General features: G+C 60.0%; 25 protein-coding genes. 8 read left to right on the top strand and 17 right to left on the bottom strand.

The genetic code is table 11. The features are described 5' to 3' along the window. Positions 1-7 precede the first annotated feature (7 nt). The gene (locus tag AKU94_RS14215; RefSeq protein WP_050527919.1) at positions 8-358 is read left to right on the top strand and encodes a DUF5368 domain-containing protein; all 351 of its coding nucleotides are present in this window, start codon (positions 8-10) and stop codon (positions 356-358) included. Between the two features lie 18 nt (positions 359-376). On the opposite strand, the gene AKU94_RS14210 is transcribed toward AKU94_RS14215, so the two are convergent. From AKU94_RS14210 to AKU94_RS14180, 7 genes are all read right to left on the bottom strand, one after another. Beyond that, the gene (locus AKU94_RS14210; protein ID WP_050527918.1) at positions 377-1,222 is read right to left on the bottom strand and encodes a metal ABC transporter permease; all 846 of its coding nucleotides are present in this window, start codon (positions 1,220-1,222) and stop codon (positions 377-379) included. Continuing rightward, positions 1,219-2,097 (bottom strand): metal ABC transporter permease, encoded by an 879-nt coding sequence (locus AKU94_RS14205; protein ID WP_050527917.1) that lies wholly within the window; start codon positions 2,095-2,097, stop codon positions 1,219-1,221. The genes AKU94_RS14210 and AKU94_RS14205 overlap by 4 nt, the downstream gene beginning before the upstream one ends. Continuing rightward, positions 2,094-3,014 carry a manganese/iron ABC transporter ATP-binding protein gene (locus AKU94_RS14200; protein WP_050527916.1) on the bottom strand — a complete coding sequence of 307 codons (921 nt, stop codon included), beginning with the start codon at positions 3,012-3,014 and terminating at the stop codon, positions 2,094-2,096. The genes AKU94_RS14205 and AKU94_RS14200 overlap by 4 nt, the downstream gene beginning before the upstream one ends. Positions 3,015-3,065: 51 nt before the next feature. Then, positions 3,066-3,947, bottom strand: coding sequence for a metal ABC transporter substrate-binding protein (locus AKU94_RS14195; RefSeq protein ID WP_050527962.1), 882 nt, complete (start codon positions 3,945-3,947; stop codon positions 3,066-3,068). Positions 3,948-4,099: 152 nt separating this feature from the next. After that, positions 4,100-4,861 (bottom strand): peroxide stress protein YaaA, encoded by a 762-nt coding sequence (gene yaaA / locus AKU94_RS14190; RefSeq protein WP_050527915.1) that lies wholly within the window; start codon positions 4,859-4,861, stop codon positions 4,100-4,102. A 39-nt stretch (positions 4,862-4,900) separates the two neighbouring features. Further along, positions 4,901-6,946 (bottom strand): DNA helicase RecQ, encoded by a 2,046-nt coding sequence (gene recQ, locus AKU94_RS14185; protein WP_050527914.1) that lies wholly within the window; start codon positions 6,944-6,946, stop codon positions 4,901-4,903. A gap of 6 nt (positions 6,947-6,952) precedes the next feature. Beyond that, entirely contained in the window at positions 6,953-7,240 is a 288-nt protein-coding gene (locus AKU94_RS14180) for a YggT family protein (protein ID WP_050527913.1), read from the bottom strand. Between the two features lie 129 nt (positions 7,241-7,369). Between AKU94_RS14180 and AKU94_RS14175 the strand changes: the two genes are divergently transcribed. The 5 genes from AKU94_RS14175 (at position 7,370) to AKU94_RS14155 (ending at position 11,797) form a co-directional block, all read left to right on the top strand. Beyond that, complete coding sequence (locus AKU94_RS14175) at positions 7,370-7,903, top strand: acyl-CoA thioesterase (protein ID WP_050527961.1); 534 nt, start codon at positions 7,370-7,372, stop codon at positions 7,901-7,903. A gap of 61 nt (positions 7,904-7,964) precedes the next feature. Beyond that, positions 7,965-9,308, top strand: coding sequence for an MFS transporter (locus AKU94_RS14170; RefSeq protein WP_050527912.1), 1,344 nt, complete (start codon positions 7,965-7,967; stop codon positions 9,306-9,308). After that, positions 9,308-10,198, top strand: a complete 891-nt coding sequence (gene mepA / locus AKU94_RS14165) for a penicillin-insensitive murein endopeptidase (protein WP_050527911.1) — start codon at positions 9,308-9,310, stop codon at positions 10,196-10,198. Before AKU94_RS14170 ends, mepA begins: the two co-directional genes overlap by 1 nt. Then, the gene (locus AKU94_RS14160; RefSeq protein ID WP_050527910.1) at positions 10,171-11,016 is read left to right on the top strand and encodes an esterase-like activity of phytase family protein; all 846 of its coding nucleotides are present in this window, start codon (positions 10,171-10,173) and stop codon (positions 11,014-11,016) included. Before mepA ends, AKU94_RS14160 begins: the two co-directional genes overlap by 28 nt. Positions 11,017-11,173: 157 nt before the next feature. Continuing rightward, positions 11,174-11,797 (top strand): queuosine precursor transporter, encoded by a 624-nt coding sequence (locus AKU94_RS14155; protein WP_050527909.1) that lies wholly within the window; start codon positions 11,174-11,176, stop codon positions 11,795-11,797. Between the two features lie 62 nt (positions 11,798-11,859). Here the strand turns inward: AKU94_RS14155 and AKU94_RS14150 are convergent, their stop codons facing one another. The 8 genes from AKU94_RS14150 to AKU94_RS14115 form a co-directional block, all read right to left on the bottom strand. After that, a complete protein-coding gene (locus AKU94_RS14150) occupies positions 11,860-12,819 on the bottom strand; it encodes a GGDEF domain-containing protein (RefSeq protein ID WP_232295773.1) in 960 nt (319 codons plus the stop codon). Positions 12,820-12,885: 66 nt separating this feature from the next. Next, positions 12,886-13,473 carry a heme NO-binding domain-containing protein gene (locus AKU94_RS14145; RefSeq protein WP_050527907.1) on the bottom strand — a complete coding sequence of 196 codons (588 nt, stop codon included), beginning with the start codon at positions 13,471-13,473 and terminating at the stop codon, positions 12,886-12,888. 189 nt (positions 13,474-13,662) lie between these two features. Continuing rightward, positions 13,663-16,164 carry a cation:proton antiporter gene (locus tag AKU94_RS14140; RefSeq protein WP_050527906.1) on the bottom strand — a complete coding sequence of 834 codons (2,502 nt, stop codon included), beginning with the start codon at positions 16,162-16,164 and terminating at the stop codon, positions 13,663-13,665. A gap of 82 nt (positions 16,165-16,246) precedes the next feature. Beyond that, positions 16,247-17,113 carry a universal stress protein gene (locus AKU94_RS14135; RefSeq protein WP_050527905.1) on the bottom strand — a complete coding sequence of 289 codons (867 nt, stop codon included), beginning with the start codon at positions 17,111-17,113 and terminating at the stop codon, positions 16,247-16,249. 129 nt (positions 17,114-17,242) lie between these two features. Then, complete coding sequence (mnmH, locus tag AKU94_RS14130) at positions 17,243-18,286, bottom strand: tRNA 2-selenouridine(34) synthase MnmH (protein WP_050527904.1); 1,044 nt, start codon at positions 18,284-18,286, stop codon at positions 17,243-17,245. 34 nt (positions 18,287-18,320) lie between these two features. Next, entirely contained in the window at positions 18,321-19,475 is a 1,155-nt protein-coding gene (argE, locus tag AKU94_RS14125; protein ID WP_050527903.1) for an acetylornithine deacetylase, read from the bottom strand. A gap of 67 nt (positions 19,476-19,542) precedes the next feature. Next, a complete protein-coding gene (locus tag AKU94_RS14120) occupies positions 19,543-22,056 on the bottom strand; it encodes an ABC transporter permease (RefSeq protein ID WP_050527902.1) in 2,514 nt (837 codons plus the stop codon). Next, positions 22,053-22,745: an ABC transporter ATP-binding protein gene (locus AKU94_RS14115; RefSeq protein WP_050527901.1), complete on the bottom strand. Its 693-nt coding sequence runs from the start codon at positions 22,743-22,745 to the stop codon at positions 22,053-22,055. The genes AKU94_RS14120 and AKU94_RS14115 overlap by 4 nt, the downstream gene beginning before the upstream one ends. On the opposite strand from AKU94_RS14115, the gene AKU94_RS14110 reads away from it, so the two are divergent. Beyond that, positions 22,744-23,436 carry an arylesterase gene (locus AKU94_RS14110; RefSeq protein ID WP_198144914.1) on the top strand — a complete coding sequence of 231 codons (693 nt, stop codon included), beginning with the start codon at positions 22,744-22,746 and terminating at the stop codon, positions 23,434-23,436. The genes AKU94_RS14115 and AKU94_RS14110 overlap by 2 nt on opposite strands. A 63-nt stretch (positions 23,437-23,499) precedes the next feature. Further along, the gene (locus AKU94_RS14105) at positions 23,500-24,915 is read left to right on the top strand and encodes an FAD-binding oxidoreductase (RefSeq protein WP_050527900.1); all 1,416 of its coding nucleotides are present in this window, start codon (positions 23,500-23,502) and stop codon (positions 24,913-24,915) included. Here AKU94_RS14105 and AKU94_RS14100 read toward each other — a convergent pair. Both AKU94_RS14100 and hemC read right to left on the bottom strand, forming a co-directional pair. After that, positions 24,896-25,627, bottom strand: coding sequence for a BUD32 family EKC/KEOPS complex subunit (locus tag AKU94_RS14100; RefSeq protein WP_050527899.1), 732 nt, complete (start codon positions 25,625-25,627; stop codon positions 24,896-24,898). The genes AKU94_RS14105 and AKU94_RS14100 overlap by 20 nt on opposite strands. Continuing rightward, a complete protein-coding gene (gene hemC, locus AKU94_RS14095; protein WP_050527898.1) occupies positions 25,605-26,549 on the bottom strand; it encodes a hydroxymethylbilane synthase in 945 nt (314 codons plus the stop codon). Before hemC ends, AKU94_RS14100 begins: the two co-directional genes overlap by 23 nt. Positions 26,550-26,561 lie beyond the last annotated feature (12 nt).

Genomic DNA, 26,561 nt, shown 5'->3' with positions numbered 1-26,561 from the left:
GAAAACCATGGAACAACTTACATTAGAGACGATGATCGCGGTTTTTGAGGAAATCTTTGGCCGCGCTCTGTTCTGGGGCATGGTCGCTGTGGCAGTCGTGGTGACGGTCGCCTACCTTTATGTACTGATCCGCGACCGCGAAATGTCGATGAAGAAATTTCTTCTGGCACAGCTTTCCATGCCCTTTGGCGCGATTGCCGCCGTGCTGTTCGTCCAAGCCATGACCAATTCGCATTTCCGCGATCTTGGCGGACCGATTGATGTGGTCGTCCTGCTTGGCGTGGCGGCGATGGGGGCGGCGGGCGCGGCCATTCTGGTCTATACCGCGCAGTCGCTTTTCCGCAAAACGCCTGATTAACCCTGCGCGCCCCGCCTCTTATACGGGCGGGGCCATCCGCTGTGAGGTTTGATGCGTGATATAAAGCCTGCGCACAAAGGCTATGATAAACACCAAGGTCAAGATCAGCACAATCGTCGCGGCAGGCGCGCTATCAAGGTAAAAGCTGGCATAGCATCCAGCCAGCATCGACCCCAGACAGGCCAGCACTGAAACAATCATCATCTGCCCGAAACTGCGCACCAGCAAAAAGGCGATGGCGCCGGGTGTGATCAGCAAGGCCACGGCCAAAATCAACCCCACCGATGACAGCGTCGAGACGATGGTCAGCGACAACAGGCTGAGCAACCCATAATGCAACCAGTTCGTCCGCAACCCCGAGGCCTGTGCCTGTGCCGGGTCAAAGGCATGGAGCAGCAGATCTTTCCACTTCAAAACCAACAGCCCCGCAACCAGCACCCCGATCACCCCCGATGTCCAAAGGTCCTTGGCCCCCACGCCCAGCATGTTGCCAAAAAGGATATGGTCCAGATGCTCGTTCGTGCTGATCGAGGTATAAAGAATGATCCCGACGCCGAACATCCCCGAGAACACCACCCCCATGACCGTATCCTGTTTCACCCGCCCGTTATCCGCCAAATAGCCGGTGGCAAGCGCGCAAAGCATCCCCGCCGAAAACGCCCCCACGATCAACGGCAACCCCAGCATCCACGCCAGCACGATCCCCGGCAACGTCGCATGGCTGACGGCATCGCCCATCAGCGCCCAGCCTTTCAATACCAAAAAGCATGACAACAAGGCCGTGGGTGGCGCGACCAAAAGCGCAATCCAAAAGGCGTTCTGCATAAAGGGAAACTGGAACGGCAAAAGCAACGCGTCGATCATGTCTGTGCCTCCGCCATCGGGCCCTTGCGCAGGGCCGCCCGCGCCTTGGCCCGCGCCGCCCGCATCCCGTGTTTGGGCGCAAACACAAAGGCCAGCAGGAAGATCACCGTTTGCAGCGTCACGATCACGCCCCCCGTCGCCCCATCCAGAAAATAGCTGGCATAGGCGCCCAGAAAGCTGGTGACCGAGCCGATGATCACCGACAAAACGATCAAACGCGGAAAACGGTCACAGAGCAAATAGGCCGTCGCCCCCGGTGTCACCACAAGGGCAATCACCAGAAACGCGCCCACCGTCACCATCGCCGCCACAATAGAGGCCGAGAGCAACAGGAAAAACACCGCCTTCAACACATCAGGCCGCAAGCCGATGGTGCGCGCATGGTTTTCGTCAAAAAACACCACCATCAGATCCTTCCACTTGGCCAAAAGCACCGCAAGGCTGACAAAGCCGATGATGGCCAGTTGCAACGTATCCTCGGGCGTGATGGCAAGGATATTGCCCATGATGATGGTCTGGATCGAGATCGAGGCCGGCGATAATGACAGCATGAACAGCCCAAGACCGAAAAACGATGTAAAAATGATGCCGATGATCACATCGATTTTAAGGCCCGAACGACCCGATAAAAACAGCATCGCCCCCGCCGCCAAACCGCCCGACAAAAACGCCCCAAGCGCAAAAGGCAGGCCCAGCATATAGGCCCCAGCAACCCCCGGCACGACAGAATGGCTGAGCGCGTCACCGATCAGCGACCAACCTTTGAGCATAAGGTAGCACGACAAAAACGCGCATACCCCGCCAACCAGCGCCGAGACCCACATCGCATTGAACATATAGCTGTAACCGAATGGCTCCAACAAGGTGGCGATCACGCGGCACCTCCGGTTTTCTTGGACAGCCCGGCGTGGGCACGATGTTTGGCGCCATATTGGACGAAGGGGCGTTCATCATCCGAAATCACCGTCACCTCACGCGGGTCGTCATCATCATGCAGCTGACCGGCACCAAGGGTGAAATGGCGCAAAACACCGCCAAAGGCATGTTCCAGATTGTCACGGGTAAAGGTCTCTTCGGTCGGGCCAAAAGCCAGCACGGTACCTTTGACCAGAACCGTGCGGTCACAAAATTCAGGCACAGAACCAAGGTTATGGGTCGAGACCAACATCACCCGCCCCTCATCGCGCAGCTCACGCAAGAGGGTAATGATCTGTTCCTCGGTTTTCACATCGACGCCGGTGAAGGGTTCGTCCAGCAAGATCACCTGACCATCCTGCGCCAGACTGCGTGCCAGAAACACGCGCTTGCGCTGCCCGCCAGAAAGCTCCCCGATCTGGCGTTTGCGGAAATCGAGCATGCCGACACGGTCAAGGGCTTGGTCCACCGCCGCGTGATCGGCGGCACGGGCACGGCGCAAAAAGCCCATATGCCCATAGCGCCCCATCATCACCACATCCTCAACCAGAACCGGAAAGGCCCAGTCCACTTCTTCGGATTGCGGAACATAGGCAACCAGATTGGCCGCAAGCGCCTCTTTGACCGTTTTACCGAGCAGGCGGATTTCGCCACGCGCAGCAGGCACAAACCCCATGATCGCCTTGAAAAGCGTCGATTTTCCCGCACCGTTCACCCCGACCAGCGCCGTAATCGTCCCGCGCGGAATCTCAAAACTGGCGTCATAAAGCGCGGTATGACCGTTACGATAGGTCACGGTGACATCACGCACCATAATGCCGCCCGACGCCCCGCCAAAACTGGCAGGGCGCGGCGTCCGGGGCGATTGGTCAAGCATGAAGCGATCCTTCTGGGCAGTGCTGGAGACGTTTATATTCACACCAAATACCTACTCGGTCTGCGGTGCAAGCGCATCTGCAAGGGTTTCGGCATCAACACGCAAGAGGTCAAGATAGGTCGGCACCGCGCCATCAGCTTCGGTCAGACTGTCAACATAGAGCATCCCGCCATATTCCGCGCCGGTTTCGCGCGCGACCTGCTTGGCCGGGGCCTGATTGACCGTGCTTTCACAAAACACCGCCGGGATCTTGTGTTCGCGCACACCGTCAATCACTTTGCGGACCTGTTGCGGGGTGCCGGTCTGATCGGCGTTGATCGGCCAGAGGTACAGCTCTTGCAAACCAAAATCATGCGCCAAGTAGCTGAACGCCCCTTCGCAGCTGACCAGCCAGCGGCTTTCCTCGGGCAGTGCCAGAATACGGTCGCGCAAGGGGCCAACCGTCTCGCGGATCTGTTGCTTGTAGCTCTCGGCGTTCAGGGCATAGGTTTCGGCGTTTTCGGGGTCATGCCGGGCAAATGCCTGTTGGATATTGTCGACATAGACCATCGCATTATCCAAACCCATCCAACCATGCGGGTTCGGCTTGCCCTCATAATCGCCCTCGGAAATCGAGATCGGCGTGATACCATCAGTCAAAACCGCAGAGGGCATATCCCCGAGGTTGGCGATGAATTGTTCGAACCAGATCTCAAGGTTCATCCCGTTATAAAGCACCAGATCCGCGCCCGACGCCTTTACAATATCTTGCGGTGTCGGCTCATATCCGTGGATTTCCGCGCCCGGTTTGGTGATGGAAACCACCTCGGCGGCATCGCCTGCCACATTCTGCGCGATGTCTTGCAGGATGGTGAAAGTGGTCACCACCTTGAACGGCTTATCCGTGCCTTGCGCGTTGGCCGAAAGCGCGAAAAGGCAGGTCGCGCCAAGCATCATTAGACTTGTCAGGGGTCGGTTCCGGCAAACTGTCATTCTTCTGGCTCCACTTTGTGTTTGGCCATAGATAATGCGAACCATTCGCAACTGTCAATGATATTGATAATCATTCTCAAATTATTTGCCGCCCCGACTTAAGGCGCGAATACTCATGCCCTGCGCAAAAAGACAGGGGCCAGCGCCGAAGACCGCGCCCTGTCATAGGCATATCCACCTGTGTTGAAATCACAAAGCGCCTCGGGGTCCGTTAAACGGTTTTCCGCAATGAAACGTGCCATCGCCCCGCGGGCTTTCTTGGCGTAAAAGCTGACGATCTTGGCCTCGCCGTTCTTTTCCTCAAGGAAGGTCGGCGTGATGACGGGGATGGTCAACGCATCCACATCCACCGCGCCGAAATATTCGATCGAGGCGCAATTGACCAAGGCGCGCGCCTGCACATCCGCGGCAAGCTTGTTGATCGCAGGCGCGATCTCGGCGCGCCAATAGGCATAAAGATCAGCGCCGCGCGGGTTTTTCAGCTTGCTCCCCATTTCCAGCCGGTAGGGCGCAATCGCATCCAGCGGGCGCAACATCCCGTAAAGCCCTGACAGGATCCGCAGGTGGTCCTGCGCCCAACGTAGCGCATCGGCGTCAAGGGTTTTCGCCTCTAGCCCCGCATAGGTATCACCGGCAAAAAACAAGGCGGCAGGTTTCGTTTCCGCATCGGCAAACTGCGCAAAACGGGTGACGTTCAGATCCGCCAAAGACGCCGAGATATGCATCAACTTGCGCAGATCGTCGGCGTTAAGGTCTTGCGCGACGCCTGCCAGAACCTTTGCATCGGCGCTGAATTGCGGCACCGTCGTCGTCATGCCTTCGGGCAGGGTTGCGCCGTCATCCAGACGTTTGGCAGGGGAAATAACAGTCAGCATAACAAAGATCCTCCGGTAGGGCGCGGGCAAAACACCAGGTCAATCCCCCGCAACAACGGTTAGAAATGCGGCGCCGAAACGCTCAGCCTTTTGCGCGCCCATGCCGGGGATACGCTCCATCTCGGCCAATGTGGCCGGGCGGCGTTCGGCGATATGGCGCAGGGTGGTCTGGGTACAGGAAAGCGGCTTGTCGATACCCTCCGGCCCGCGCTGCAAATCCAGATGCACCTGTGCCAGCCGGTCAAAAACCGCGCCCGCGTCCCGCCCCGCAAGGCGCATCCGTTGCGGATGAAGCTGCGCAGTTTGCGCGCCGGTGATCACCGCCAGAAAGGCAGAGCCATAGCTTTCCAGCTTTTTCGCGCCGATGCCGTTGATCCGCGCCATATCGTCAAGGTTCGCAGGGCGGCTCTCGGCCATCTCGATCAGGGTGCGGTCGGGAAAGATCACATAGGCCGGTACGCGGGCCGCCTCGGCCAAGGCGCGACGTTTGGCCTTGAGGGCGGACAGTAGCGGCGCATCCTCCTCCGAGACCATCGTCTTGACCACAGGGCGCGCGCCCGCCGACTGGATCGTATCCTTGCGCAGGGTGATATTTTCCTCACCACGCAAAATCGGGCGCGCGGCATCGGTCATGCGCAGCGCGCCATAGCGTTCGGTATCGGGACGCACCAGATCGCGCCCCATCATCTGACGGAAAACCGCACCCCACGCAGGTTTGGAAAGCTCCTTGCCCACGGCAAAGGTTGGCAATTGGTCATGGCCGCGCTGGCGCACTTTTTCGGTGGAATTGCCGGTCAGTATATCGATCAGATGCCCCGCGCCAAAGGTCTCGCCCGTGCGCAAAATCGCCGAAAGCGCCTTGCGCACGGCCTCGGTCGCATCAAACACCAAGGCGGGCCGGTCACAGATATCACAATTTTTACAAGCGGTTGAGGTTTCGCCGAAATACCCCAGCAACACCTGACGCCGACATCCCGTCGCCTCGGCCAGACCCAAAAGCGCATTCAGGCGGGCATGATCGGCGTCCTTGCGCTCCGGCGGGGCAAGCCCCTCGTCAATCTGAGAGCGGCGTAGTCGGATATCATCGGGTCCGTAAAGCGTCAAAGTTTCTGCGGGGGCGCTATCACGACCCGCACGACCGATCTCTTGATAATAGCCCTCGATGGATTTGGGCAGATCGGCATGGGCGACCCAACGGATATCGGGCTTGTCGATCCCCATCCCGAAGGCCACAGTCGCCACCACGATCAACCCGTCCTCACGTTGGAAACGGGCCTCGGTGGTGCGGCGATCCTCGGCATCCATACCACCGTGGTACGAGGTGGCCAGATGCCCCGCCTCACGCAGCGCCTGGGCCAGTGTTTCGGTCTTGGCCCGCGTGCCGCAATACACGATGCCCGACTGCCCCTTGCGCCCGGCGGCAAAGGCCAGGATCTGCTTGCGCGGGTTGTCTTTGACAGCAAATGCAAGATGGATATTGGGCCGGTCAAACCCCCGCAGAAATGTCGAGGGCGTCTGACCATCAAACAGCCGGGTGATGATCTCGGTACGGGTTTCCTCATCCGCGGTGGCGGTAAAGGCGGCAAGCGGCACATCCAGCGTGCGGCGCAACTCCCCGATACGCAGGTAATCAGGGCGGAAATCATGGCCCCATTGGCTGACACAATGCGCCTCATCAACCGCAATCGCGGACACCCCGATCCGGCGCAGCATCTGCAATGACGCCCCCGAGGCAAGCCGTTCCGGCGCAAGGTACAAAAGCTTCAGGCGGCCCTCATCCAGCGCGCGGAACACCTCTTCGGTTTCCTCATCGGTGTTACCAGAGGTCAGCGCGCCCGCCTCAACCCCCGCCGCGCGAAGGGCGCGCACCTGATCCCGCATCAGGGCAATTAGCGGCGAGATAACAACCGTCACCCCTTCGCGGCACAGCGCGGGCAGTTGGAAACACAGGGATTTCCCGCCCCCCGTTGGCATGATCGCCAGCGTATTCTGACCGGCCAGAACGGCCTCGACGATCTCGGCCTGACCGGGCCGGAATTCGGAAAACCCGAAAACAGAGGCAAGAAGATCGGAAGGGTCAGTCATTTGAGATCAATAAAACATGGCGGCGTTATTCACCAGAACAATGCGCAGCACATAGATCGCCAGAATTGCGACCAGTGGCGCAAGGTCAAGCCCCAACCCTTGTGGCAGGACCGACCGGATACGCGAATAGGCAGGTTCCAATATCCGGTTCAAACCGTACCAGATCTGGCCGACCAAGGGCTGGCGCAGGTTCAGCACCTGAAAGTTGATCAGCCAACTCATGATGATATGTGCGATGATGAAAAATTGTGCGACTTGCAGCAACAGCATCAGGATTTCGAACAAAGAGGTCATTTAGGGGGCTCCGGCCACTATGGATTGTGGATAGGTAAGCCGCTTGCGCAAAAAGGGCAACCGTTTCCGCTGGGTTGTGCTTGACCAATGCGCCGCAGTGCGGCAACCAACCCACAAAAGGAGGCCGCGATGTATCCCTATCTGCGCATGTACAAAGAGCTGTGGAAGTTCCGCAATGCTCCCCCTCTGCCTATTCTGGGCACCCATATCAGCCACCACCGTTGCTGGCCCCAAGATATCGACCCGTGGTGGGAGCTGAACAACGGGCGCACGCTGACGCTTTATGACATGGGCCGTATTCCCTTGGGGGAACGCACCGGCCTGCATAAGCTGCTCAAGACCAACCGCTGGGGGATGACGGTTGCCGGTGCCAGTACGCGCTATCGCCGCCGTGTGCGGCTGTTCGCGCGGGTGGAAATGCACAGCCGTTGTATCGGTTGGGATGCGCGCTTTATCTATATAGAGCAAAGCATGTGGAAGGATGGCGACTGCACCAGCCACGTCATGCTGCGCTGCGCGATCACCTCCAAGGCCGGGATCGTGCCCCCCGCTAAGGTGCTAGAAGCCCTCGGCCAATCAGCGCAAAGCCCCACCCTGCCCGATTGGGTGCAGGCGTGGATTGATGCCGACGCCGACCGGCCCTGGCCACCGATGCAGGACTGAACCGCGCCCTTGCGCCGCCCGCCGGTTTCGGGCTTGATCACACCCAACGCAGGAGGCAGTGATGACGCGCACAAAGAAACGGATCTGGGGCTGGTTCTTTTTCGACTGGGCAAGCCAACCCTATAGCACCCTGCTGATCACTTTTATCTTTGCGCCCTATATCGCGGATATGTTGGGCGATGGCAGCCGCGCCCAAACCGTCTGGGGCTATGGGATCGGGCTGGCGGGGCTTGTGATTGCGCTGATGGCGCCCCTCTTGGGGGTGATCGCGGATAAGGCTGGCGGGCGGATGCGGTTTATCGCGCTGTTTTCCGTGCTTTATGTGCTGGGTTCATGGGGGCTTTGGTATGCCGCGCCGAATGATTTCAACCTGTTCTTTGTTATGGGCTCTTTTGCGCTCGGGCTGATCGGGATGGAGTTTGCGACCATCTTTTCCAATGCGATGCTGCACGACCTTGGCCCCCGAGAAGAGATCGGCCGGATCTCGGGCTCGGGTTGGGCGTTTGGATATCTGGGCGGGTTGCTCTCGCTTATCATCATGCTGTTACTGTTGGCTGAGGGGACAACAGGCAAGACCCTGCTGGGCATCGCGCCGCTGTTCGGGCTGGATGCCGCCGCACGCGAAGGCACGCGGGCCGTCGGGCCGTTCACGGCACTCTGGTACGCGGTTTTCATGCTGCCCTTTTTCCTCTGGGTGCGCGAACCAGCCCGCCCCGCCGCAATGTCCATCACAGCCGCCGCCAGAACCGCCCTGCCCGATCTGGTTCAAAGCCTGAAGGGCCTGCCCGCAAGGCGCAGCCTGTTCGCCTTTCTCGGCAGCTCGATGGCTTACCGCGACGCCTTGAACGGTATGTATGTGTTCGGGGGCATCTATGCCGTCGGCGTCTTGGGGTGGAGCGTGATTGACGTGGGCATCTTTGGCATCCTCGCCGCCTTTTCCGGTGCCCTATTCGCATGGCTGGGCGGCAAGGCAGACAGCCGTTTCGGCCCCAAGCCGGTGATCGCCTGTTGTGTTCTGGCGCTGACCGGCGTGGCAATCGGCGTGGCGATGATTTCGCGCACATCGGTTTTCGGCATCCCCGTTGCCGCCAGCAGCGCCCTGCCCGATATCGCGTTTTATATCATGGGGGCTTTGATCGGCGCATGCGGGGGGGCGCTGCAATCGGCCAGCCGCACGATGATGGTCCATCAAGCCGACCCTGCCCGCATGACCGAAGCCTTTGGCCTGTATGCACTGGCGGGCAAGGCCACCTCCTTTGTCGCGCCCCTGTCAATCGGGGTGGTGACGGATATCACCAAAAGCCAGCAACTTGGCATTTCCCCATTGATCGTGCTATTTCTGATCGGGCTGGTTCTGCTGTTTTGGGTAAAACCGCAAGGGGACCAAAACAGAGGGGCACCGTGATGCTAAAGCCGTTTTTCCTTGGCCTGCTGTTGACGGGACTGGCCGCGCCGCTTCAGGCAGATCCACTGGCCAATCACCTGTTTGGTGCCCAGAAAACCCCGTCACGCCAAGCGCCCATGCCCATCGGCACCTATGCCAAGGGCTGCGGCGCGGGCCAGGTACAGCTGCCCGAAAGCGGGCCGACATGGCAGGCCATGCGCCTGTCGCGAGATCGCCACTGGGGTCAGCCGGTCATGATCGACTACCTCAAGGATCTGAGCCGCACGGCAGTCAAGGTCGGATGGAAGGGGCTTTATATCGGGGATATTTCCCAGCCGCGCGGCGGGCCGATGACATCGGGTCATGCCAGCCACCAGATCGGGCTGGATGCCGATGTCTGGATGCGCCCGCCCAGCCGGTTGAACCTGTCGCGCAGTGAGCGGGAAAAGATCGGCTCCATTCCTGTGCGATCCGCCAACCAGCGCGCTGTGACCAAAAACTGGACGCGCAGCCACCATGCGCTGCTCAAGGCTGCTGCCTCTGACAAGCGGGTGGACCGGATTTTCGTGGCCGCCGCCGTCAAGCTGGAAATGTGCAAAACCGCGCGGCCCTCAGACAAGAAGTGGTTACAGAAAATCCGACCCGTGGCCGGGCATGACACGCATTTTCATGTGCGTCTGAAATGTCCGCGAGGGGCTTCGGGCTGTGTCACACAAAAGCCAAGCGTTGCCACGCTGTCCAAGGGGGGGAACGGCTGTGATGACACATTGCGCTGGTGGGTGACCGATTATCTGAACCCACCCAAAGCCACCCCGAAACCGAAAAAGAAAACCGCCCCCCGCAAAAGACCACGTCAATTCACAATGGCGGACCTGCCGAACCAGTGCAAAAACGTTCTCAACGCACGCTGATTGTCGGGCTGTGCGGGCTGCTTGCACTTGAGGGGAGTGCGGCACCCCTGCGCGGGCCGGGCTTCCTTGCCACCTTTGCCTGGCACAGCGATGACCCAAAACATGGTGGCTTTTCGGGAATGGAAATCTCTGCTGACGGGCTGCATTTCACCGCGATAAGCGACCGTGCCGGCTGGACCGAGGGGCGGATAATCCGCGATGCCCAAGGCAATATAGAGGCAATAGAGGCCACCCCCGTGGCCCCTTTGCGTGACATCGATACCGCCCAGCTAAGCGGGCACCGGGCCGATACCGAAGGCATGGCGCGCGCGCCAGATGGGCAAACCTATATCAGCCTTGAGGGGCATGCCTTCGCGCGGATCATGGCCTTTGACGATCTGGCCCAGCCCGGCCGTGACCTGCCTCGTCCGCCGGAATATGCCACGCTGCGCGACAATTGCGGGTTGGAAGCCTTGGCCATTGATGCCGATGGCGCACTTTATACCCTGCCCGAAAACCCGAGGGGCCGGGGCCCCTTGCCCGTTTACCGCTATGCCAATGGGCGCTGGAGCAAAACCCTGCAAATCCCGCGTACCAGAACATTCGATCCTGTTGGCGCCGATTTTGGCCCCGACGGGCGCTTTTATCTGCTGGAGCGCGGCTTTCACGGGGCGTTCGGCTTTTCCAGCCGGGTGCGCAGCTTTGCACTCAACAGTGGGGGATTTCACGATGAGCAGATCGAGATGCAAAGCCCCCCCCGCAACATACGACAATCTGGAGGCGCTTGCCGTTTGGCGGGATGCCGGGGGGGATATTCATCTGACTATGATGTCGGATGACAATTTCTTTTGGGCGCAGCGCACCGAAATTGTGGAATACCGCGTAATTCGATGACTGGGCCGCATTGACAAACATCCATGCAGGCGCGTAAGGCCAAGACGTCCCGAACATTTTTGGGGCCAAGTCTCCGCCACCTTGATAAAACGGAAAATAGCAATGACCCGAAATCTGATCCCCGGCGTCCTCGCCATGGCGGCCATCGTTGTGGCCTCGAATATCCTTGTGCAATTTCTTTTTGGCCAATGGCTGACATGGGGTGCATTCACCTATCCCTTCGCATTTCTGGTTACCGACCTGATAAACCGCATCTATGGTGCCGCCGCCGCGCGGCGGGTGGTTCTGGTCGGGTTTGGCGTCGGGCTGCTCTGCTCTTTCATCGGCACGCAAATCGTCGGAGACTTCGGGCCGCTGGTCACATTACGCATCGCGATTGCATCCGGCACGGCATTTCTGACAGCCCAGCTGTTGGATATCGTTATTTTTGATCGCCTCCGCAACGGGGCGTGGTGGCGTGCGCCGATGGTTTCCACACTGGTGGGGGCGACGGTGGATACGATGATTTTCTTTACCATCGCCTTTTCGACATGGCTGATCTGGTTGGAGCCGGCCAATGATATTGCATGGGCGAATGAGCCATTGCCCCTGCTCGGTTTTGGTGCGGAGCTGCCCTTGTGGGTATCCCTGGCAGTGGCGGATTGGGGCGTGAAGCTATCGCTCTCGGTGGTCGCGCTGATCCCCTTTCGTTTGATTGTCCAAAGGCTATTACCCAAATCCGCGTGATCATCGGCGCGAGCGTGCCTCGGCCACAAAGGTGGATAGAAACCGGTCCTTTACGACTTTATTCAGTTGCCTGATACGCGCCTGTCATCCATCGGCAACCTGAACATTTGTGCCTGTCCGCGGCCCGCATTCTTGGAGGCATACAACGCCTCATCAGCATCGCTCAACATACGATCCGCTTCTGGCGGGTTGTAGTTTGTGGATATGGTAATGCCGATACTGGCCGAAATGCGGCATGGCTTGCCTCCAAAAAAGGTAGGCTCTCTTAGGCGTTCCACAACGCGGTCAGCGATACCAGAAAGCTTGTCGGCGCTGGTCAATTCCTTGAATATAATAACAAATTCATCTCCACCCACGCGTGCAACGGTATCGCATTCCCGTGTCTCGGACAAAAGCGATCTGGCCACCTCACGCAAGACATGATCGCCCGCGGCATGGCCCAACGTGTCGTTGACGGCCTTGAAGTAATCGAGATCGATATGCATCAAGCCAAAGGGTATCTGCCTGTCGATCAATTCGCTCATCGTAAGATCCAGGGCGCGACGGTTACGCAGCCCGGTCAGCATATCGGTCAAAGCCTGTAGTTCTGCCGCATCACGGGCACCTTTCAGGCGCAAATTCAGCTGGCGCAACTCTTCGGTGACGGCCGTCTTTGCCTCTACCAGATAGAGCAATTCCATCGCCAGATCCGTCGCCGCGAAATCAGCAGCGGTCAGTTGAAAAGCCGAGACCGCCTCAATAACGCCAACCCCGAATGAAAGGTTCAGCAGAACCGACCCTTCCTGCACCAGCGGAACCGCAATTCCGCGCAAGGAATATGCGCCCGATGCAATCCGGGGGCCAATGGATAAGGCCTCTCCCGCGCGGCGGTGCAGATCATCTACTGCGAAAATCCCGCCCGGACCGCGGACCTCGAACACATCGAAAAAGCACTCACCCTCTAACTTCGTTTTGCCAAAAACTTTTCGCAAGGTCGTACCGGCAGATTCGATCACACCCGTTGATGACACCCAGATATGCATTGGCATCAGCCTATTTACGGATGCCCGCTCAATCAGCAGCGGTTGTTTTAAGGCTTCGCTTACCATTTACACACCCCTAAGGGTCAGATCGAAACTCCGCCCCTCTGCATAAGATACTTCCAGCAAATGAATAAGGACCACCTCGCCATCAAGGCTATTGCCGTCATGGTCCAGCAGAACCAGTGCACCGTAATCATCCGCCATTGCACGCAACAAACCCACAAGGACGTGTCCGGTTCCTGCAATCGGGAACTGGCATTGCAGCGCATAAAGAGACGGCGATATCTCATAGAGATCCAACACCGGCAGATCTATGTCCGGCAGCGCAAGCTGCCCGCGTCCCCGCGTATCCTCCAATGTCAGCAAGAAATCCGTAAAAGTGGCACCCCCAAAGCGCAACAAACGGCGCAGGCTATCAAGCCCGGGGTTGGACACAAGGAAGGTTCCCAGATCTTCCAGGATCACCTCACGTGGACGGTTCAGCACCCGTTCTGCGGCGGTCAACACCGCCTCGGTCAGGGAAATATCATAGAGCAACATCGCTTCGAAACCCTCGAAGCCAAGCCCGGCTTGCCGCGCGACCTGAGCCCAAGCGGCATCGCCATGCGTATCACGCACATAGCGTTGAATTGCCCTGTTGATCAGCCCATGCATTCCCGCGGTCCCTGTTACTTGCTACATGACGTTAGGTCCAAAAACCTTAATTATTTCCCAACTAGCGTCTGAAAAACCTAATTTTACGGTTATGGGCGCTTTATCGGTAACAAGATGCCGTTCAAAGCAGCATATATGACGCTTTATGTCATCAGGCCATATTTTGCCCAAAGGCAACACGGCCCCGTCCTATCCCTCCATCGACAGTTGATCGATCGGAATTCCACGTCTTTTAGCACTGGCACGCACGGCCTCCTGAATGGCTTTACTGCGTTTGAGCAGGCGCAAAAACCGGGCCTCATCCAGCATCAGCAAGGTGGAAGGTGCAATCGCGCGGACCGCAGCGCGTGAGGGTTTGCGCATCAGCATCCCCATTTGGCCGAACATCTCTCCTCGTCCCAGACGCCAGGTCTGACCTGCCACATCCATTTCCACCGCCCCGGAGGCGACGAAATAGACGTTGCGGGACGCGCTGTCACGCCGCAGGATCCATTCACCGGGATTGACGTAGCGCGTGACAAGATTGCGGGCCAGGCGGTTCAATACGGCGTCATCCATTTCCGAAAACAGTGGGAACTGGCGCACCAACTCTTTCTTTTGCATCGCCAGATCCAGCAGAGGAGAGGCCTCTGCACGGTCACGGCGCGCACCGATATCCAGTGTCAGCGCCGAATGCACCTCTTCGCCGATCAGGCCGTCTTCCATCAAGGAATCGTATTCACGTTCTTCCAGCCGCAATGCGACACGCCGGATAAAGCGCCGCTCCATCTCTTCGGCATAACCGGGGTATTGCAGCCGCAACCCGTCCAGCGCCTGCTCCACCCCCTCAATCCGGCGGTCGAGCATAGCATGCAGCAATTCCGCCACACGGCGGCCATGGATGCGGCGGATGCGCCCATCAATAAAACCGTGCAAATCCCGCAGAACCAGCCGCTGTGACAGCAGCAATCCAAACCGCGTCGCCGTGATATGTGCCAGAGGACGGGAAAACCGTAGCCGATTGTGCATAAACACCGCCAGACGCAACCAGCGTCCGAAACCAAGACTGCGGTTGGAGGCCGCCTTATAGCCGTCACGCCCGGCAAATCGAGACCCCTCGATCAATGCATCCGCATCCAGCAGCAAACGTTCGGACAAGCCGGCCGAAATTGTCCGGTCCCGAAACCGCGCCAGCAGGGAATCACGCTCGGCACTTGCAAGCGCGACCAGTCCCAGGGTGATCCGGTCACGGTCGGGGATCTCGGTCTTGCCATCAGCAGATTTCACGGCTGATTCCAAACGCTCGCCGAATTTCTTGGCCTCGGCGCGCACGGTTTCCTTGGTCAGGTCATAGTTGTCCGTCACCTTCGCCAGATCTTCGCGCACGGTTTGCAAGGCAACCGCGATCACCTGACTGTAAAGCGCGTTATCCAGCGGTGACAGCTTGTCCAGCCCCAACCAGCCGATCACCAGACGCAGGGTGGTCCCCTGCACCAGCAATGTGAACAGGGTAAAGCCGGTGGCCAGAACCGCGACCTGCCGTTTGATCTCGGGCGGGATGGTAAGGCTCTCGGTGACAGCCAGCGCCAGCGAGAGCGTCACCGCCCCGCGCAACCCCCCCCACATGATCGCCACGCGGTAAGGACGCTCCACCTTGGGTGAAAGACGCAGCCGGGTCAGCAGCGGCAACAAGCCGTAAAGAATGATCGCGCGGGCAAAAATCGCCGCCACAACGACCACCACGATCAAGCCCAGATCCGACCATTGCACCGTTTCCAACATGCGCGGAATCAGCAAGGCTGCCAGAATAAAGATCAGCGCGCCGGCCCAATGCGCCAAAAGCCCCCAAACCTCACGCAGGTTTTGCCATGTTCCGGGCGGCAAGCGCCCCGGCCCCGTAAGTTGCAGCGTCATCGCCGCAACCACAACGGCAATCACACCCGACGCGCCAACGCTTTGCTCCGCGATGATATAGGATAAATAGGGCAAGGTGATGGAAACCGAAATCACCGCCAGCTCATAACGGCTGAAAAGAGCCATGATCCAGATCGTGATCCGCGCGGCAATCCAGCCGACAACAGCCCCGCCGATCAGCAACACCGGAAACTGTGCCAGCGCGCTTTGTACCGACGGGTCGGGGGAATTGGTCCGCACATATTGCATGAACACCGCAGCCAGCGCGATGGCCGCGGCGTCGTTCAACAGGCTTTCACCTTCAATGATCCGCGCCAGACGTCGCGGCGCCGAGATCGACCGAAAGATGCTCACCACCGCAGACGGATCGGTGGTAGAGACAATCGCCCCAACCAGCAATGCCGCCGCCAGACTAAGCGAACTGACATAGGCCAGCGAATATCCGACCACAAAGGTCGCCACAAAAACCGCCACCACGGCCAGCACCAAAATCGGCACCCAATCATCTGCCATGCGCCGCAGGTTCAACCCCAAGGTCACCTGAAACACCAAGGTCGGCAGAAACACATACAAAAACACATTGGACCGTATCGGCAGCGCCAAAATCGCCACTGCCACCGGATTAAGCGCATCGGTCAATTCGGTGCGCAAAAAGAACGTGGCCCCCGCCGCAACCATAATCCCAAGAACAGCAATGATCACCGCATAAGGCAGCCGCAAATGCTTTGCCAAGGGTTCTGCCGCGCCAATCAATAAGAAAAGCGAGGCAATGATGGTGGTGATCACAATAATGTCCATAAAACCCAAATATACCAAAAATCCATAGGGGGTATCAGACGGTGCAACGCTGCGGGCCTGACGGTGAACTATCTACGGGGGGTCATTCCTCTGTTTCAGGCGGAATTATCAGCACATCACGATCAGCGCGGCGCAAAACCTCCTCTGCCACGCTGCCCAGAAGCGTTTTTCTAAGGTCATTGCGGCCTTGGCTGACAGCCACGATCAGATCTGCCCCCTGCTCACGCGCCACCTGCAAAATAGAGTCGGAAACACTGGACTCATAGGGGCTGGCCATCATCTTGGGGCTCATCGGTGCAAGCGATGCAAGGAAGGTTGCAAGCGCGCGATCGGCCTCTCGCTTTAATTCGAACTGGTGCCGCGCCATTTGCTGTGTCGTCAGCGCGCTGCGAAACAGCATCTGTTCGGCCAAGGTCTCATAGACATGGAGCAAGGTCACATCATGCGGATCTGCCAGATTCAGCTTGGCAAGTGTCTGGGCCGCAGCACGCGATGCATCAGAGAAATCCGTGCTCAACATCACATTGCCATAATCACGGGTGGGCGCCGCATTGACCATCAATACCGGCCTGCGCGTGCGGCGGATCGTACGCTGCGCCGTGGTGCCGACAAAGACATCCCGCAACAAGCGGCGGCGATGGGCGCCCAACACCACAAGCGCTGGCGCAACACTGTCGGCCGCTTTGCCGATACCCTCAAACGGGTCGCCCAGCACGACATCGGTGGTGCAGGTCAGCCTGGCATGGGCCGCGCGCAACCTTTGGGCGTCCTCTTGCAACAGCTCCTGCGAAGCGGCGATTTCACTGTCAATAAGCCGCTGTTTCTGGTCATCATCGACGGCATGCACAATATGCAGCCGTGCATCCCTGCGGACGGCGATCAAAGCGGCGCGTTCAACGGCTTGATCTGACCGGTCCGAAAAATCGGTGGCAACCACAATTGTTCCCATGCCGCTCCCTCTTGGTTAATTTGATGACCTTACTGCACATTACTTAAACTGCACCTGATTTGACAGAGGTTTCAGCGCCCCGAAAACCGGCCAATACCGCAAATTTGAACAGCCCGGCCAAGGGCAAAATCATCCCAACTGCATCATCAACCGATCGGCCAGGCGATCAAGCGCCTCACTTTCAAGGCTATCGGTTTCAAAGGTCTCCACCCCTTGATCCAGCCTTGCGCGATGCTTGGCATATCGCGGATCGTAATGCTCGGTCATCAGCCCCGCTGCGAGGTCTTCAAATTCACCCTCGGTGGCCATCGCCAGCCACGCCGTAACCTGCTCTTGCGGTTGTGCGCCACGCAAGCGGGAAATGACCGCGGCCAGCCTTGCGGGGTCTTGCACCATATCGGCATAGGCAGACACAAGATAGCGCGCGCGCGCCGGAACCGGCGCGACCACCTCTAATCGCGGGGCGGCTGTCATCGCCTTCCACAGGCCCGGCGGCAAACGGCAATTCCCGACCTTGGAGCTTTCGGCCTCCACCACCACAACGCGGTCGGGGTCCAGCTTGGCCATTGCGGCGGCAAGACGCGATTCAAAAGTTTTCTGGCTTGGCTGCCCCCCTGCCATCGCGCCGAACAGCGAGCCGCGATGATTGGCCAAACCCTCAAGGTCCAGCATCTGTGCGCCCCGCGCGGCCAATCTGTGCAACAGCGCGGTTTTGGCCGTTCCGGTATCACCGCCAAGCAAGACAACGGGGCTGGGGCATGGCATATCATAAAGCGCATCGACAACCAGATGCCGGTACGCTTTGTACCCCCCCGAAACCAATTCCACCCGCCAGCCGATCTGCGACAGGATCGAGGCAAAAGACCCCGACCGCTGACCACCACGCCAACAGTACACCAAGGGCCGCCAGCCACCGGGCTTATCTGCCAGCGCGCCTTGAAGATGCCGCGCCGCATTGGCCGCAACCAATGCCGCCCCCACTTTTCGCGCCCGAAACGGGCTTTCCTGTTTGTAGATCGTACCGACCTCTGCCCGTTCCGCATCATCCAGAACCGGAAGGTTTATCGCGCCGGGGATGTGATCCTCGGCATATTCTGACGGGCTGCGCACATCGATGATGTCGTCATAGTCAAGTCCTGCGATCTGGGGCAGAGAGGTCAGGGTCAATCCCATAGGCGGTCAATCCTGTCTGCACAATGCATCATGCTCAAAACCCCACCTCGCAGCGTGCCAGCAAAGCATCCAGCATCGCCTCGCAACGTTCCAGCTGGGCAATTTCGACATATTCATCCGGCATATGCCCTTGGGTCATGGAACCAGGGCCGCAGACCACCGTGGGCAGGCCAAGCCGCTTTGCAAACATGCCGCCCTCGGTGCCAAAGGCAACTTTGCCGTGGGTGTTCCCGCCGGTCAGCCCTTTGACAAGGCTGACAACATCGGCATCCGGCGCGGTGCCAAGTCCGGGGTAATCCCACAGGCGTTCTATCTCGATCGCGGCCTCGGGGAAATCACCGCGCAGGGGGGCGACAATCGCCTCGGCCTCGGTCCTTAACCGCTCGATCAGCCGCGCCGGATCGTCCTCGGCAAGCGACCGGATTTCCATATCGATCACACAGGCGTTAGCAACGACATTCACCTGCACCCCGCCGTTGATCTTGCCGACATGCAAGGTGGTATAGGGCACGCCGTAATCGCGATCAAAGGGACCGGATGCGGCCACCTCTGCCTGCAGCTTCCGCACGGCGCCGATAAAATCCGTCGCCAGATGGATCGCGTTCAAGGCATTGGGTGCGGCCGAGCTATGCCCGCCCCGCCCCGTACAGCTGACCCGCAGCGCGATCTTGCCCTTATGGCCAATCGTCGCCTCCATGCTGGTCGGTTCGCCAACAACGCAAAGGCGCGGCTGCACCGGCCATTCGGCCATCGCATCGATCATGGAGCCGACTCCACGACAGCCGATTTCCTCATCATGCGACAGCGCGAGGATCAACGGCACCTTCAAATCCCGCTGAGCCGCCTTGAGCATGCAGACAATCGCGCAGGCATCGAAACCCTTCATATCGGTGGTGCCGCGCCCGTAAAGCCGGTCACCCTCTTGGGTCAGCGCGAAAGGCGGGCGGGTCCAGGCCTGCCCCTCAACCGGGACCACATCGACATGGCCCGACAAAACCACCCCCGGCACATCCTCTGGCCCGACCCGCGCATAGAGGTTCACCTTCTCGCCGGTCTCGTCAAAGATCAGCGTCGAGGTAATCCCCGCATCGGCCAAGAGCCCTTCGACATAGCGTATCAACGGCACGTTGGTCATATGGCTGACAGTTTCAAAACCGATCAGCCGGTCAAGGATGGCACGCATATCCATAGCAATCTCCGGTAAAATATCGCGGCCAGCCTAGCGCAAACCGCTGCCCTTGCCAGCCCCCAAAGCATCATTCCTGCGCACGCAAAACCTGTGCCGGACGTGCCTTGAGCGGCCGCCAGACAAAGGCCAGACCCGCCAGCAATGTCGCCAGAACACCGCCGCCGACGATGGCCAGCGCCGAGACGGGTTCGAACACGAAATCCACTTCCATCACAAAATGCATCACGGCCCATGCCGCCGCCCCGCCCGCAGCAATTGCCACGATGCCCGCCGCCGCCCCCGTCAAGCCCGATCGCAGCGCGAAACTGCCCATGATCTGTGCCCGGCTGGCGCCAAGGGTTTTCAGGATCGCGGCCTCATAAACGCGGCTGCGTTCCCCTGCCGCCGCCGCCCCGATCAGCACGACAAAGCCGGTCAGCAAAGTCGCCCCCGCCGCCCAGGCGGTCGCCGTGGCAATCGCCGACAAGGCATCCGCCACACGGTTGATCGCATCACGCACGCGCACCGCCGTGATATTGGGATAGGCCCCCGCCACATCACGCAGCAAAGCGGCCTCTGCCTCGGGCGTGGAATAGACCGTAGCGATATGGGTATGGGGCGCCCCCGCAAGCGCCGAAGGGTTCAGCATCATCACAAAGCCCATACCGCCGGTGGAAAAATCCACCTCGCGAAAGCTGGTGATCTCGGCCTCGATATCGCGCCCGAGGATATTCACGGTGACGGTATCGCCAAGGGTCAGGCCGATCTCATCCGCCTCCTCTTGGGCAAAGGAGAGCTGTGGCGGGCCTTGGTAATCCTCGGGCCAGAATTCGCCGCCGGTCAGGATGGTATCTTCGGGCAGGGTCGCGGCATATGTCACGCCGCGATCCCCGCGCACGACCCAATGTTCGCCCGCAACCTGCCGCGCATCGACCCCGTTGATCTGGGTCACAACCCCGCGCAACATCGGAGAGCTTTCGACCTTGCTGACCTCGGGGTCATTCTCTGTGCGGTCCAGAAAGCCATCTATCTGGTCGTTCTGGATGTCGACAAAGAAATAGGACGGTGCGATGGCAGGCAAGTCGCGGTCAATCGCGGCGCGCAGGTTTGCATCAATCTGACCCACGGCGGCAAGCACCGTCAGCCCCAGACCCAGCGACAAGATCACCGAGGCCGCCTCATCCCGCGGCCCGCCGATGGCGGCCAAAGCCGCGCGCAAGCCAACCCGACCGCGCGTCATCCGCGACCGCGCCAGCATCCGCGCCCCAAAACGCAAGGCAAAAGCCGCCAGCCACAAGATCGCAAGCGCCGCAACCACGCCCGCCGCCGACCACAGCGCCAAAAGCGCCAGCCCCGAAAGCCATGCCGCCCCGCCAATGAGCAGCACCACAAGTGCCCCCATCGCCAGCCACAACGGCCAGCTTGGCCAAGCGACCTTGCCCTCACCGCCACGGTACAGCACCGCCACCCGCACATTCTGCACCCGCGCCAAGGGCCAGAGCGTGAACAAAAGCGCCGTCACGATCCCGTAGAATGCAGCCTGCGCCAAGGGTGCGGGATAAACCCCGAAGGCCACCGGAAAGGGCAAAGAGGCCGCAATCACCGGCGAAAGCGCCAATGGCACCCCCGCGCCCAGGATCAGCCCCATCATCACGCCCAGAACCGTCAGCACACCGATTTGCATCAGATACGTCTGAAAAATCATCGCCCCCGAGGCACCAAGCGTTTTCAGCGTGGCAATCGTGGTCACCTTGCCTTCCAGATAGGCGCGCACAGCGGCCGAAACCCCGACCCCGCCCACGGCCAGACCAGCAAGACCGACCAGCACCAGAAACGATCCGATCCGGTCAACAAATCGTGCCACACCGGGCGTTGCCCGGCGGCTATCGGACCAGCGCATGCCCTTGTTTCGAAAGGCATCCTCGGCCTGTGCCTTGGCCACGTCCAGCGCGGTATCAGGCGGCAACATCAAACGGTATTGCGATTCAAACAGGCTACCGGCACCAATAAGACCGGACCCTTCAAGGCTCTCGGTCAAAACCATCGACCGCGGGCCAAGGCCAAAGCCGCCCGTAGCGCTATCAGGTTCGGTCACCAGAACGGCCGAAAGGTAAAAGCTCTGACTGCCCATCATAAAGCTGTCGCCAATCGCAAGGCCAAGCCGATCCACCAGCACCCGGTCCAGCACCGCGCCGGGCAGGCCGTCAGCACCCGCAAGCGCCACCTCCAGCGGCATCACCGGATCCAGCACCACCTCGCCGATCAAGGGATAGGCCGCATCCACCGCCTTGACCTGCGTCAGCGCGCGGTCATCGCCCACCACCGCCATAGAGCGGAAATCGATCACCTCGGATGTGGCGGCGGCCATATCCTCCATAAAGGCCAGCTCTTCGGGGTTGGCACGGCGGTAAGTGAATTCCATCTGCGCATCACCGCCCAGCAAGGCCGCACCCTGTTCGGCCAGCCCGCCCTCAATCGCGGCGCGGACCATGCCAACGGCGGCAATCGCGGCAACGCCCAGCGTCAGACAGGCCAGAAACACGCGAAAGCCGCGCAAACCGCCGCGCAATTCGCGCCGCGCAAGGCGAAAGGCCTGCTTCATGCGGCGGCCTCCAGACCTTCGCCATCAATCCGGCCATCTTTCAGACGGATCACACGCGAACAGCGCGCGGCAAGCTCCGGCGCATGGGTGACCATGATCAAGGTCGCCTCATGCCGGTCGCGCAGGCCGAACAGCAAATCCATGATCGCCTCACCGTTTTTACCGTCCAGATTGCCCGTAGGCTCATCCGCCAGCAAAATCGCAGGGCGCGGGGCGGCAGCACGGGCAAGCGCCACACGTTGCTGCTCCCCGCCCGACATCTGGCTAGGGTAATGATCCATGCGCGCACCAAGACCCACAGCATTCAGTTCCTCGGCTGCGCGGCCAAAGGCATCCTGCACCCCGCCCAGTTCCAAGGGCAGTGCCACATTTTCCAGTGCGGTCATTGTCGGGATGAGGTGGAAAGATTGGAACACCACCCCCATATTATCCCTGCGAAACCGTGCAAGCGCATCTTCGTCCATCGCGGTCAGGTCATGCCCCAGTGCAAGCACCCGCCCCGAGGTGGCCTGTTCCAACCCGCCCATCACCATAAGGAGAGATGATTTGCCAGACCCCGACGGCCCGATCAATCCAAGGCTTTCCCCCGGCATGACCTCCAGCGTGATGTCACGTAATATATTTACCGGACCCGCATTGCCTGCCAGTGTCAGGCTTGCATCTTGCAGCCCCAGAATAGGTGTCGTCATGAAATCAGCCCTTCGGTCTTGCCCTGCCCTTGGATATGGGGCTGTGCGCGCAATACGCAACATTGTTTTTACGTCACTGCTTGGGCTTTCCGTCGCAGCAGGGGCGGTTTTTGCCGAACCGCCCCGCATTTTGGCATTAGGTGATAGCTTGACGGCAGGCTACGGATTGCCACAGGCAGATGGTTTTGTGCCGCAGCTACAGGCCTGGCTGGATGAAAACGGTGCCAAGGCGCAGGTGCTCAATGCCGGTGTGTCGGGCGATACCACCGCAGGGGGGGCGGCGCGGCTGGAATGGGCCTTGGCATCAGGGGCCGAGGCGATGATCGTCAACCTTGGCGGCAATGACATGCTGCGCGGGCTTGACCCATCGGTTGCCCGCGCCAACCTCACGCAGATTTTACAAACGGCGCAGGACAAAGGCCTGCCGGTCTTGCTGGTGGGCATGATCGCGCCCAGAAATTACGGTGCGGATTACAAGGCCGAGTTTGAGGCGATCTTTCCCGAGCTGAGCGCCCAGTTCGATACCTTGCTGCTCCCGGTCTATTTCGCGCCCATCGCCGCTGCGGATGGCGGGATCGACCCGGCCTTTATGCAAGACGATGGCATCCACCCCAATGTCGAGGGCGTGAGGCGCATCGTTGCGGCAATGGGCCCGGAAGTTCTGGCGCTTCTGGCCCTGACAGGGGGCTGACAAGCCCTTGCACCCACGGCTGATTTGCGCGACAAACCCCTTGCAAAACAAAGGGGCCGAGACATGAGTTTAATCGCCGATCTGACCGAACTTCTGGGCGAGCCCCATGTGCTGACCGGTGCGCAATGCGCGGCCTATACCACGGATTGGACCGGAAAATACACCAGCGATCCGGTGGCCGTGGCGCGCCCCGCCACGACGGATGAGGTCGCACAAACCCTTAAACTTGCCGCGCACTACGGGGTTGAGGTGGTGCCTATGTCGGGCCGGACCGGGCTTGTCGGCGGCGCCATGACCCAAGGCGGGTTGATCATCAGCCTCGAACGGCTCAACAAGATCCGCGAGCTGCGCCCCGAGACACGCATCGCCATTGTCGAGGCGGGCGTGATCCTTGACAGCCTGCACAGTGCGGCTGCGGCCGAGGGGCTTTACTTTCCGCTTTGGTTTGGGGCGCGCGGTTCTGCGATGATTGGCGGCGTTTTGTCGACCAATGCCGGCGGATCAAACGTGCTGCGCTATGGCTCTACCCGTGCTTTGTGTCTGGGACTGGAGGTGGTTCTGGCCGACGGTCGTGTGCTGAATTTGATGAGCGAGCTGCACAAAGACAATTCCGGCTATGACCTGCGCAACCTCTTCATCGGGGCCGAGGGTACGCTTGGCATCATCACCGCCGCCGTCATGAAGCTGGTTCCGCAACCGCGCGCCTATGCCACGGCCACGCTGGCGGCAAAATCGCTGCCCGACGCGCTGGTGCTGCTGAACCGTCTGCAAGAGGCGACGGGTGGCGCGGTCGAGGCCTTTGAATATATGCCCGCCTCTTACATGGAAGGATTGGCGGCGATGCGGCCCGATATCCGCCAGCCCTTTACCCCGCCCCATCCGGTAACCATTTTGGTCGAACTGGGTGCCACCGCCCCCCGCGATGCCATCCCCGACGATACCGGCGAAATCCCCGTTACAACCTTGCTGCAGGAAATCCTGGCCGGGATGATGGAAGAGGGCACAGTGCTGGACGCCGAAATCGCCCAGAACGAGGCACAGCGCGCAACCATGTGGGAACGCCGCGAGCTTGCCGGCGAGGTGATGTTTGCGCCGAAATCCGCAATCGGCACCGATATTGCGCTGCCGTTGGAACTGGTGGAAACTTTTCTGACGCGTATGGCGGCCCGCTTGCCCCTGTTGGATGCGCAGGCGCGTGACACCTGCGTGGCGCATCTGGGCGATGGCAATGTGCATTATTCGGTTTTCCCAAGCAGTGATGACCCCGCCATTCACGACAAAGTGGTCGAGGCTGTCGAGGATGAGGTTGCAGCCCTGCGCGGCAGTTTCTCGGCGGAACATGGCGTGGGCCTGTCCAAGCGCCCCTCGATGGCGCGGCGCAAAGACCCTGTGGCGCTGGATGTCATGCGCAGCATCAAGGCCGCTCTTGACCCCGACAACCGGATGAACCCCGGCAAAGTTATCCCCGATCGCGGCTGAACAGGCCTAATGTCGGGCCAAAGGCGCGAAAATCGCGTGACCCTGATTTCAACCGCGTAATCGGGGTCAGCCAGCGCAGCCATGCGGCGGTGGTTTGTGCCTGCGCCCAGATGCCGGGGGCCAGATCGCGGTATGCGGTCAGCGCTGCGTTATGCAAAGGCACCGGATCGGGCACCCGAAACCCGTCCGCCACAAGGCTGTGGGCAAACATCAGCAAATCCAGCGCCAAGCCACGCGGGTCGGACTTAACCGGGGAGAACCGTTCCAGATCAATGAAATGGATGTCCGCACCATTCCAGCAAAAATCCCGGATGGCCGGGCGCCCGTGGCGATAACTTTGCAGATGAAGCCGCGCCAGTGCAGTGCCCGCAGCGGCAAAGACAGGCACGATATCGCCCGAATGGTCCCACATCAGATGACGCAAGGTCGGGCCCAAATCAGGGGTGACAAACCAATCCGGCCCCTCGGCCAGAATAGGGGCTGCGGGCAAGCCCGCCTGCCCCAAGATATGCAAACCATCACGTTCACGCGCGAAACCTTTGGCCCCGTCGCCCTTTTGCAACCGCATCCGGCCTGTCAGGCGCTCTGCCCGTTTCAGCCAGACCTTGCGGCCATCGGCCAGATTCAACGCCATAATCCGGTGATAGGGGCCGGTGAGGGCCGCATCAACCGCAGCCCCCAGCATCGGATCAATCCCAGTCAAAGAAGCCACTGGGCGCGCGCGCCTTGAGGCCCCGCGCCAGATCGCGGCCCATTTCCGGCCCGTCGGCAATCGGCCCGCGAATATCATCGGCTATGGATTCGCTGCCGTCGGGGCGCAAAACCTCACCGCGCAACCAAAGCGTGTCACCCTCCAACAGCGCCAGTGCAGCAATCGGGGTTTCACAAGACCCGTCAAGCTCTGCCAAAAAGGCGCGCTCGGCCGTGATGCGGTGGCCGGTCGGGGTGCAATGGATCGCCTCTAGCAGCGCGGTCACCGTCGCATCATCGCTGCGCCGTTCAATGCCAATCGCGCCTTGGGCAACAGCGGGCAGCATCTCTTCGGGCGCGATTGCGGATTTCGCAACATGGGCCATGCCCAAACGGTTCAGCCCCGCCATAGCAAGGAAAGTCGCCACCGCCACACCGTCGTCCAGCTTTTTCATCCGCGTCTGGACGTTGCCGCGAAATTCCACCAGCTTCAGATCAGGGCGCCGCAACGCCAGCTGTGATCGCCGCCGCAAGCTGCTGGATCCGACAACCGCACCTTGGGGCAGTTCCGACAAAGCGTTGATCGAATTGGAGACAAAGGCATCGCGCACATCCTCGCGCGGCAGATAGCAATCAAGCGTCAGGCCGCCGGGTTGCTGCGTTGGCATATCCTTCATCGAATGCACGGCAATATCGATACCGCCATCCAACAGCGCCTCTTCGATTTCGCGGGTGAACAGGCCCTTGCCGCCGATCTCTTTCAGCGCGCGATCCTGGATCATATCGCCGGTGACCTTGATCACCACCACCTCAAAGGCGTCTTGGGGCAGGTCATGGGCCACCATCAGGCTGCGACGGACTTCATGCGCTTGCCACATCGCCAGAAGCGAACCACGGGTGCCAATGCGCAAAGGACGGGCGGGGGAGGGGAGTGCGTGTTTCATGGCCACATCTCT

The sequence above is a fragment of the Pseudorhodobacter aquimaris genome (genome assembly GCF_001202025.1).
GTDB classification, from domain to species: Bacteria; Pseudomonadota; Alphaproteobacteria; order Rhodobacterales; family Rhodobacteraceae; genus Pseudorhodobacter; species Pseudorhodobacter aquimaris.
The sequence above is the reverse complement of the archived record's forward strand: the minus strand, read 5'-3'. Positions and strand labels throughout refer to the sequence as shown.

Coding starts and splice junctions, on each gene's coding strand:
- AKU94_RS14215 (WP_050527919.1), top strand. CDS start 8: ATGGAACAACTTACATTAGAGACGATGATCGCGGTTTTTGAGGAAATC.
- AKU94_RS14210 (WP_050527918.1), bottom strand. CDS start 1,222: ATGATCGACGCGTTGCTTTTGCCGTTCCAGTTTCCCTTTATGCAGAAC.
- AKU94_RS14200 (WP_050527916.1), bottom strand. CDS start 3,014: ATGCTTGACCAATCGCCCCGGACGCCGCGCCCTGCCAGTTTTGGCGGG.
- AKU94_RS14195 (WP_050527962.1), bottom strand. CDS start 3,947: ATGCTTGGCGCGACCTGCCTTTTCGCGCTTTCGGCCAACGCGCAAGGC.
- yaaA (WP_050527915.1), bottom strand. CDS start 4,861: ATGCTGACTGTTATTTCCCCTGCCAAACGTCTGGATGACGGCGCAACC.
- recQ (WP_050527914.1), bottom strand. CDS start 6,946: ATGACTGACCCTTCCGATCTTCTTGCCTCTGTTTTCGGGTTTTCCGAA.
- AKU94_RS14180 (WP_050527913.1), bottom strand. CDS start 7,240: ATGACCTCTTTGTTCGAAATCCTGATGCTGTTGCTGCAAGTCGCACAA.
- AKU94_RS14175 (WP_050527961.1), top strand. CDS start 7,370: ATGTATCCCTATCTGCGCATGTACAAAGAGCTGTGGAAGTTCCGCAAT.
- AKU94_RS14170 (WP_050527912.1), top strand. CDS start 7,965: ATGACGCGCACAAAGAAACGGATCTGGGGCTGGTTCTTTTTCGACTGG.
- mepA (WP_050527911.1), top strand. CDS start 9,308: ATGCTAAAGCCGTTTTTCCTTGGCCTGCTGTTGACGGGACTGGCCGCG.
- AKU94_RS14155 (WP_050527909.1), top strand. CDS start 11,174: ATGACCCGAAATCTGATCCCCGGCGTCCTCGCCATGGCGGCCATCGTT.
- AKU94_RS14150 (WP_232295773.1), bottom strand. CDS start 12,819: ATGCATATCTGGGTGTCATCAACGGGTGTGATCGAATCTGCCGGTACG.
- AKU94_RS14145 (WP_050527907.1), bottom strand. CDS start 13,473: ATGCATGGGCTGATCAACAGGGCAATTCAACGCTATGTGCGTGATACG.
- AKU94_RS14140 (WP_050527906.1), bottom strand. CDS start 16,164: ATGGACATTATTGTGATCACCACCATCATTGCCTCGCTTTTCTTATTG.
- AKU94_RS14135 (WP_050527905.1), bottom strand. CDS start 17,113: ATGGGAACAATTGTGGTTGCCACCGATTTTTCGGACCGGTCAGATCAA.
- mnmH (WP_050527904.1), bottom strand. CDS start 18,286: ATGGGATTGACCCTGACCTCTCTGCCCCAGATCGCAGGACTTGACTAT.
- argE (WP_050527903.1), bottom strand. CDS start 19,475: ATGGATATGCGTGCCATCCTTGACCGGCTGATCGGTTTTGAAACTGTC.
- AKU94_RS14120 (WP_050527902.1), bottom strand. CDS start 22,056: ATGAAGCAGGCCTTTCGCCTTGCGCGGCGCGAATTGCGCGGCGGTTTG.
- AKU94_RS14110 (WP_198144914.1), top strand. CDS start 22,744: ATGAAATCAGCCCTTCGGTCTTGCCCTGCCCTTGGATATGGGGCTGTG.
- AKU94_RS14115 (WP_050527901.1), bottom strand. CDS start 22,745: ATGACGACACCTATTCTGGGGCTGCAAGATGCAAGCCTGACACTGGCA.
- AKU94_RS14105 (WP_050527900.1), top strand. CDS start 23,500: ATGAGTTTAATCGCCGATCTGACCGAACTTCTGGGCGAGCCCCATGTG.
- hemC (WP_050527898.1), bottom strand. CDS start 26,549: ATGAAACACGCACTCCCCTCCCCCGCCCGTCCTTTGCGCATTGGCACC.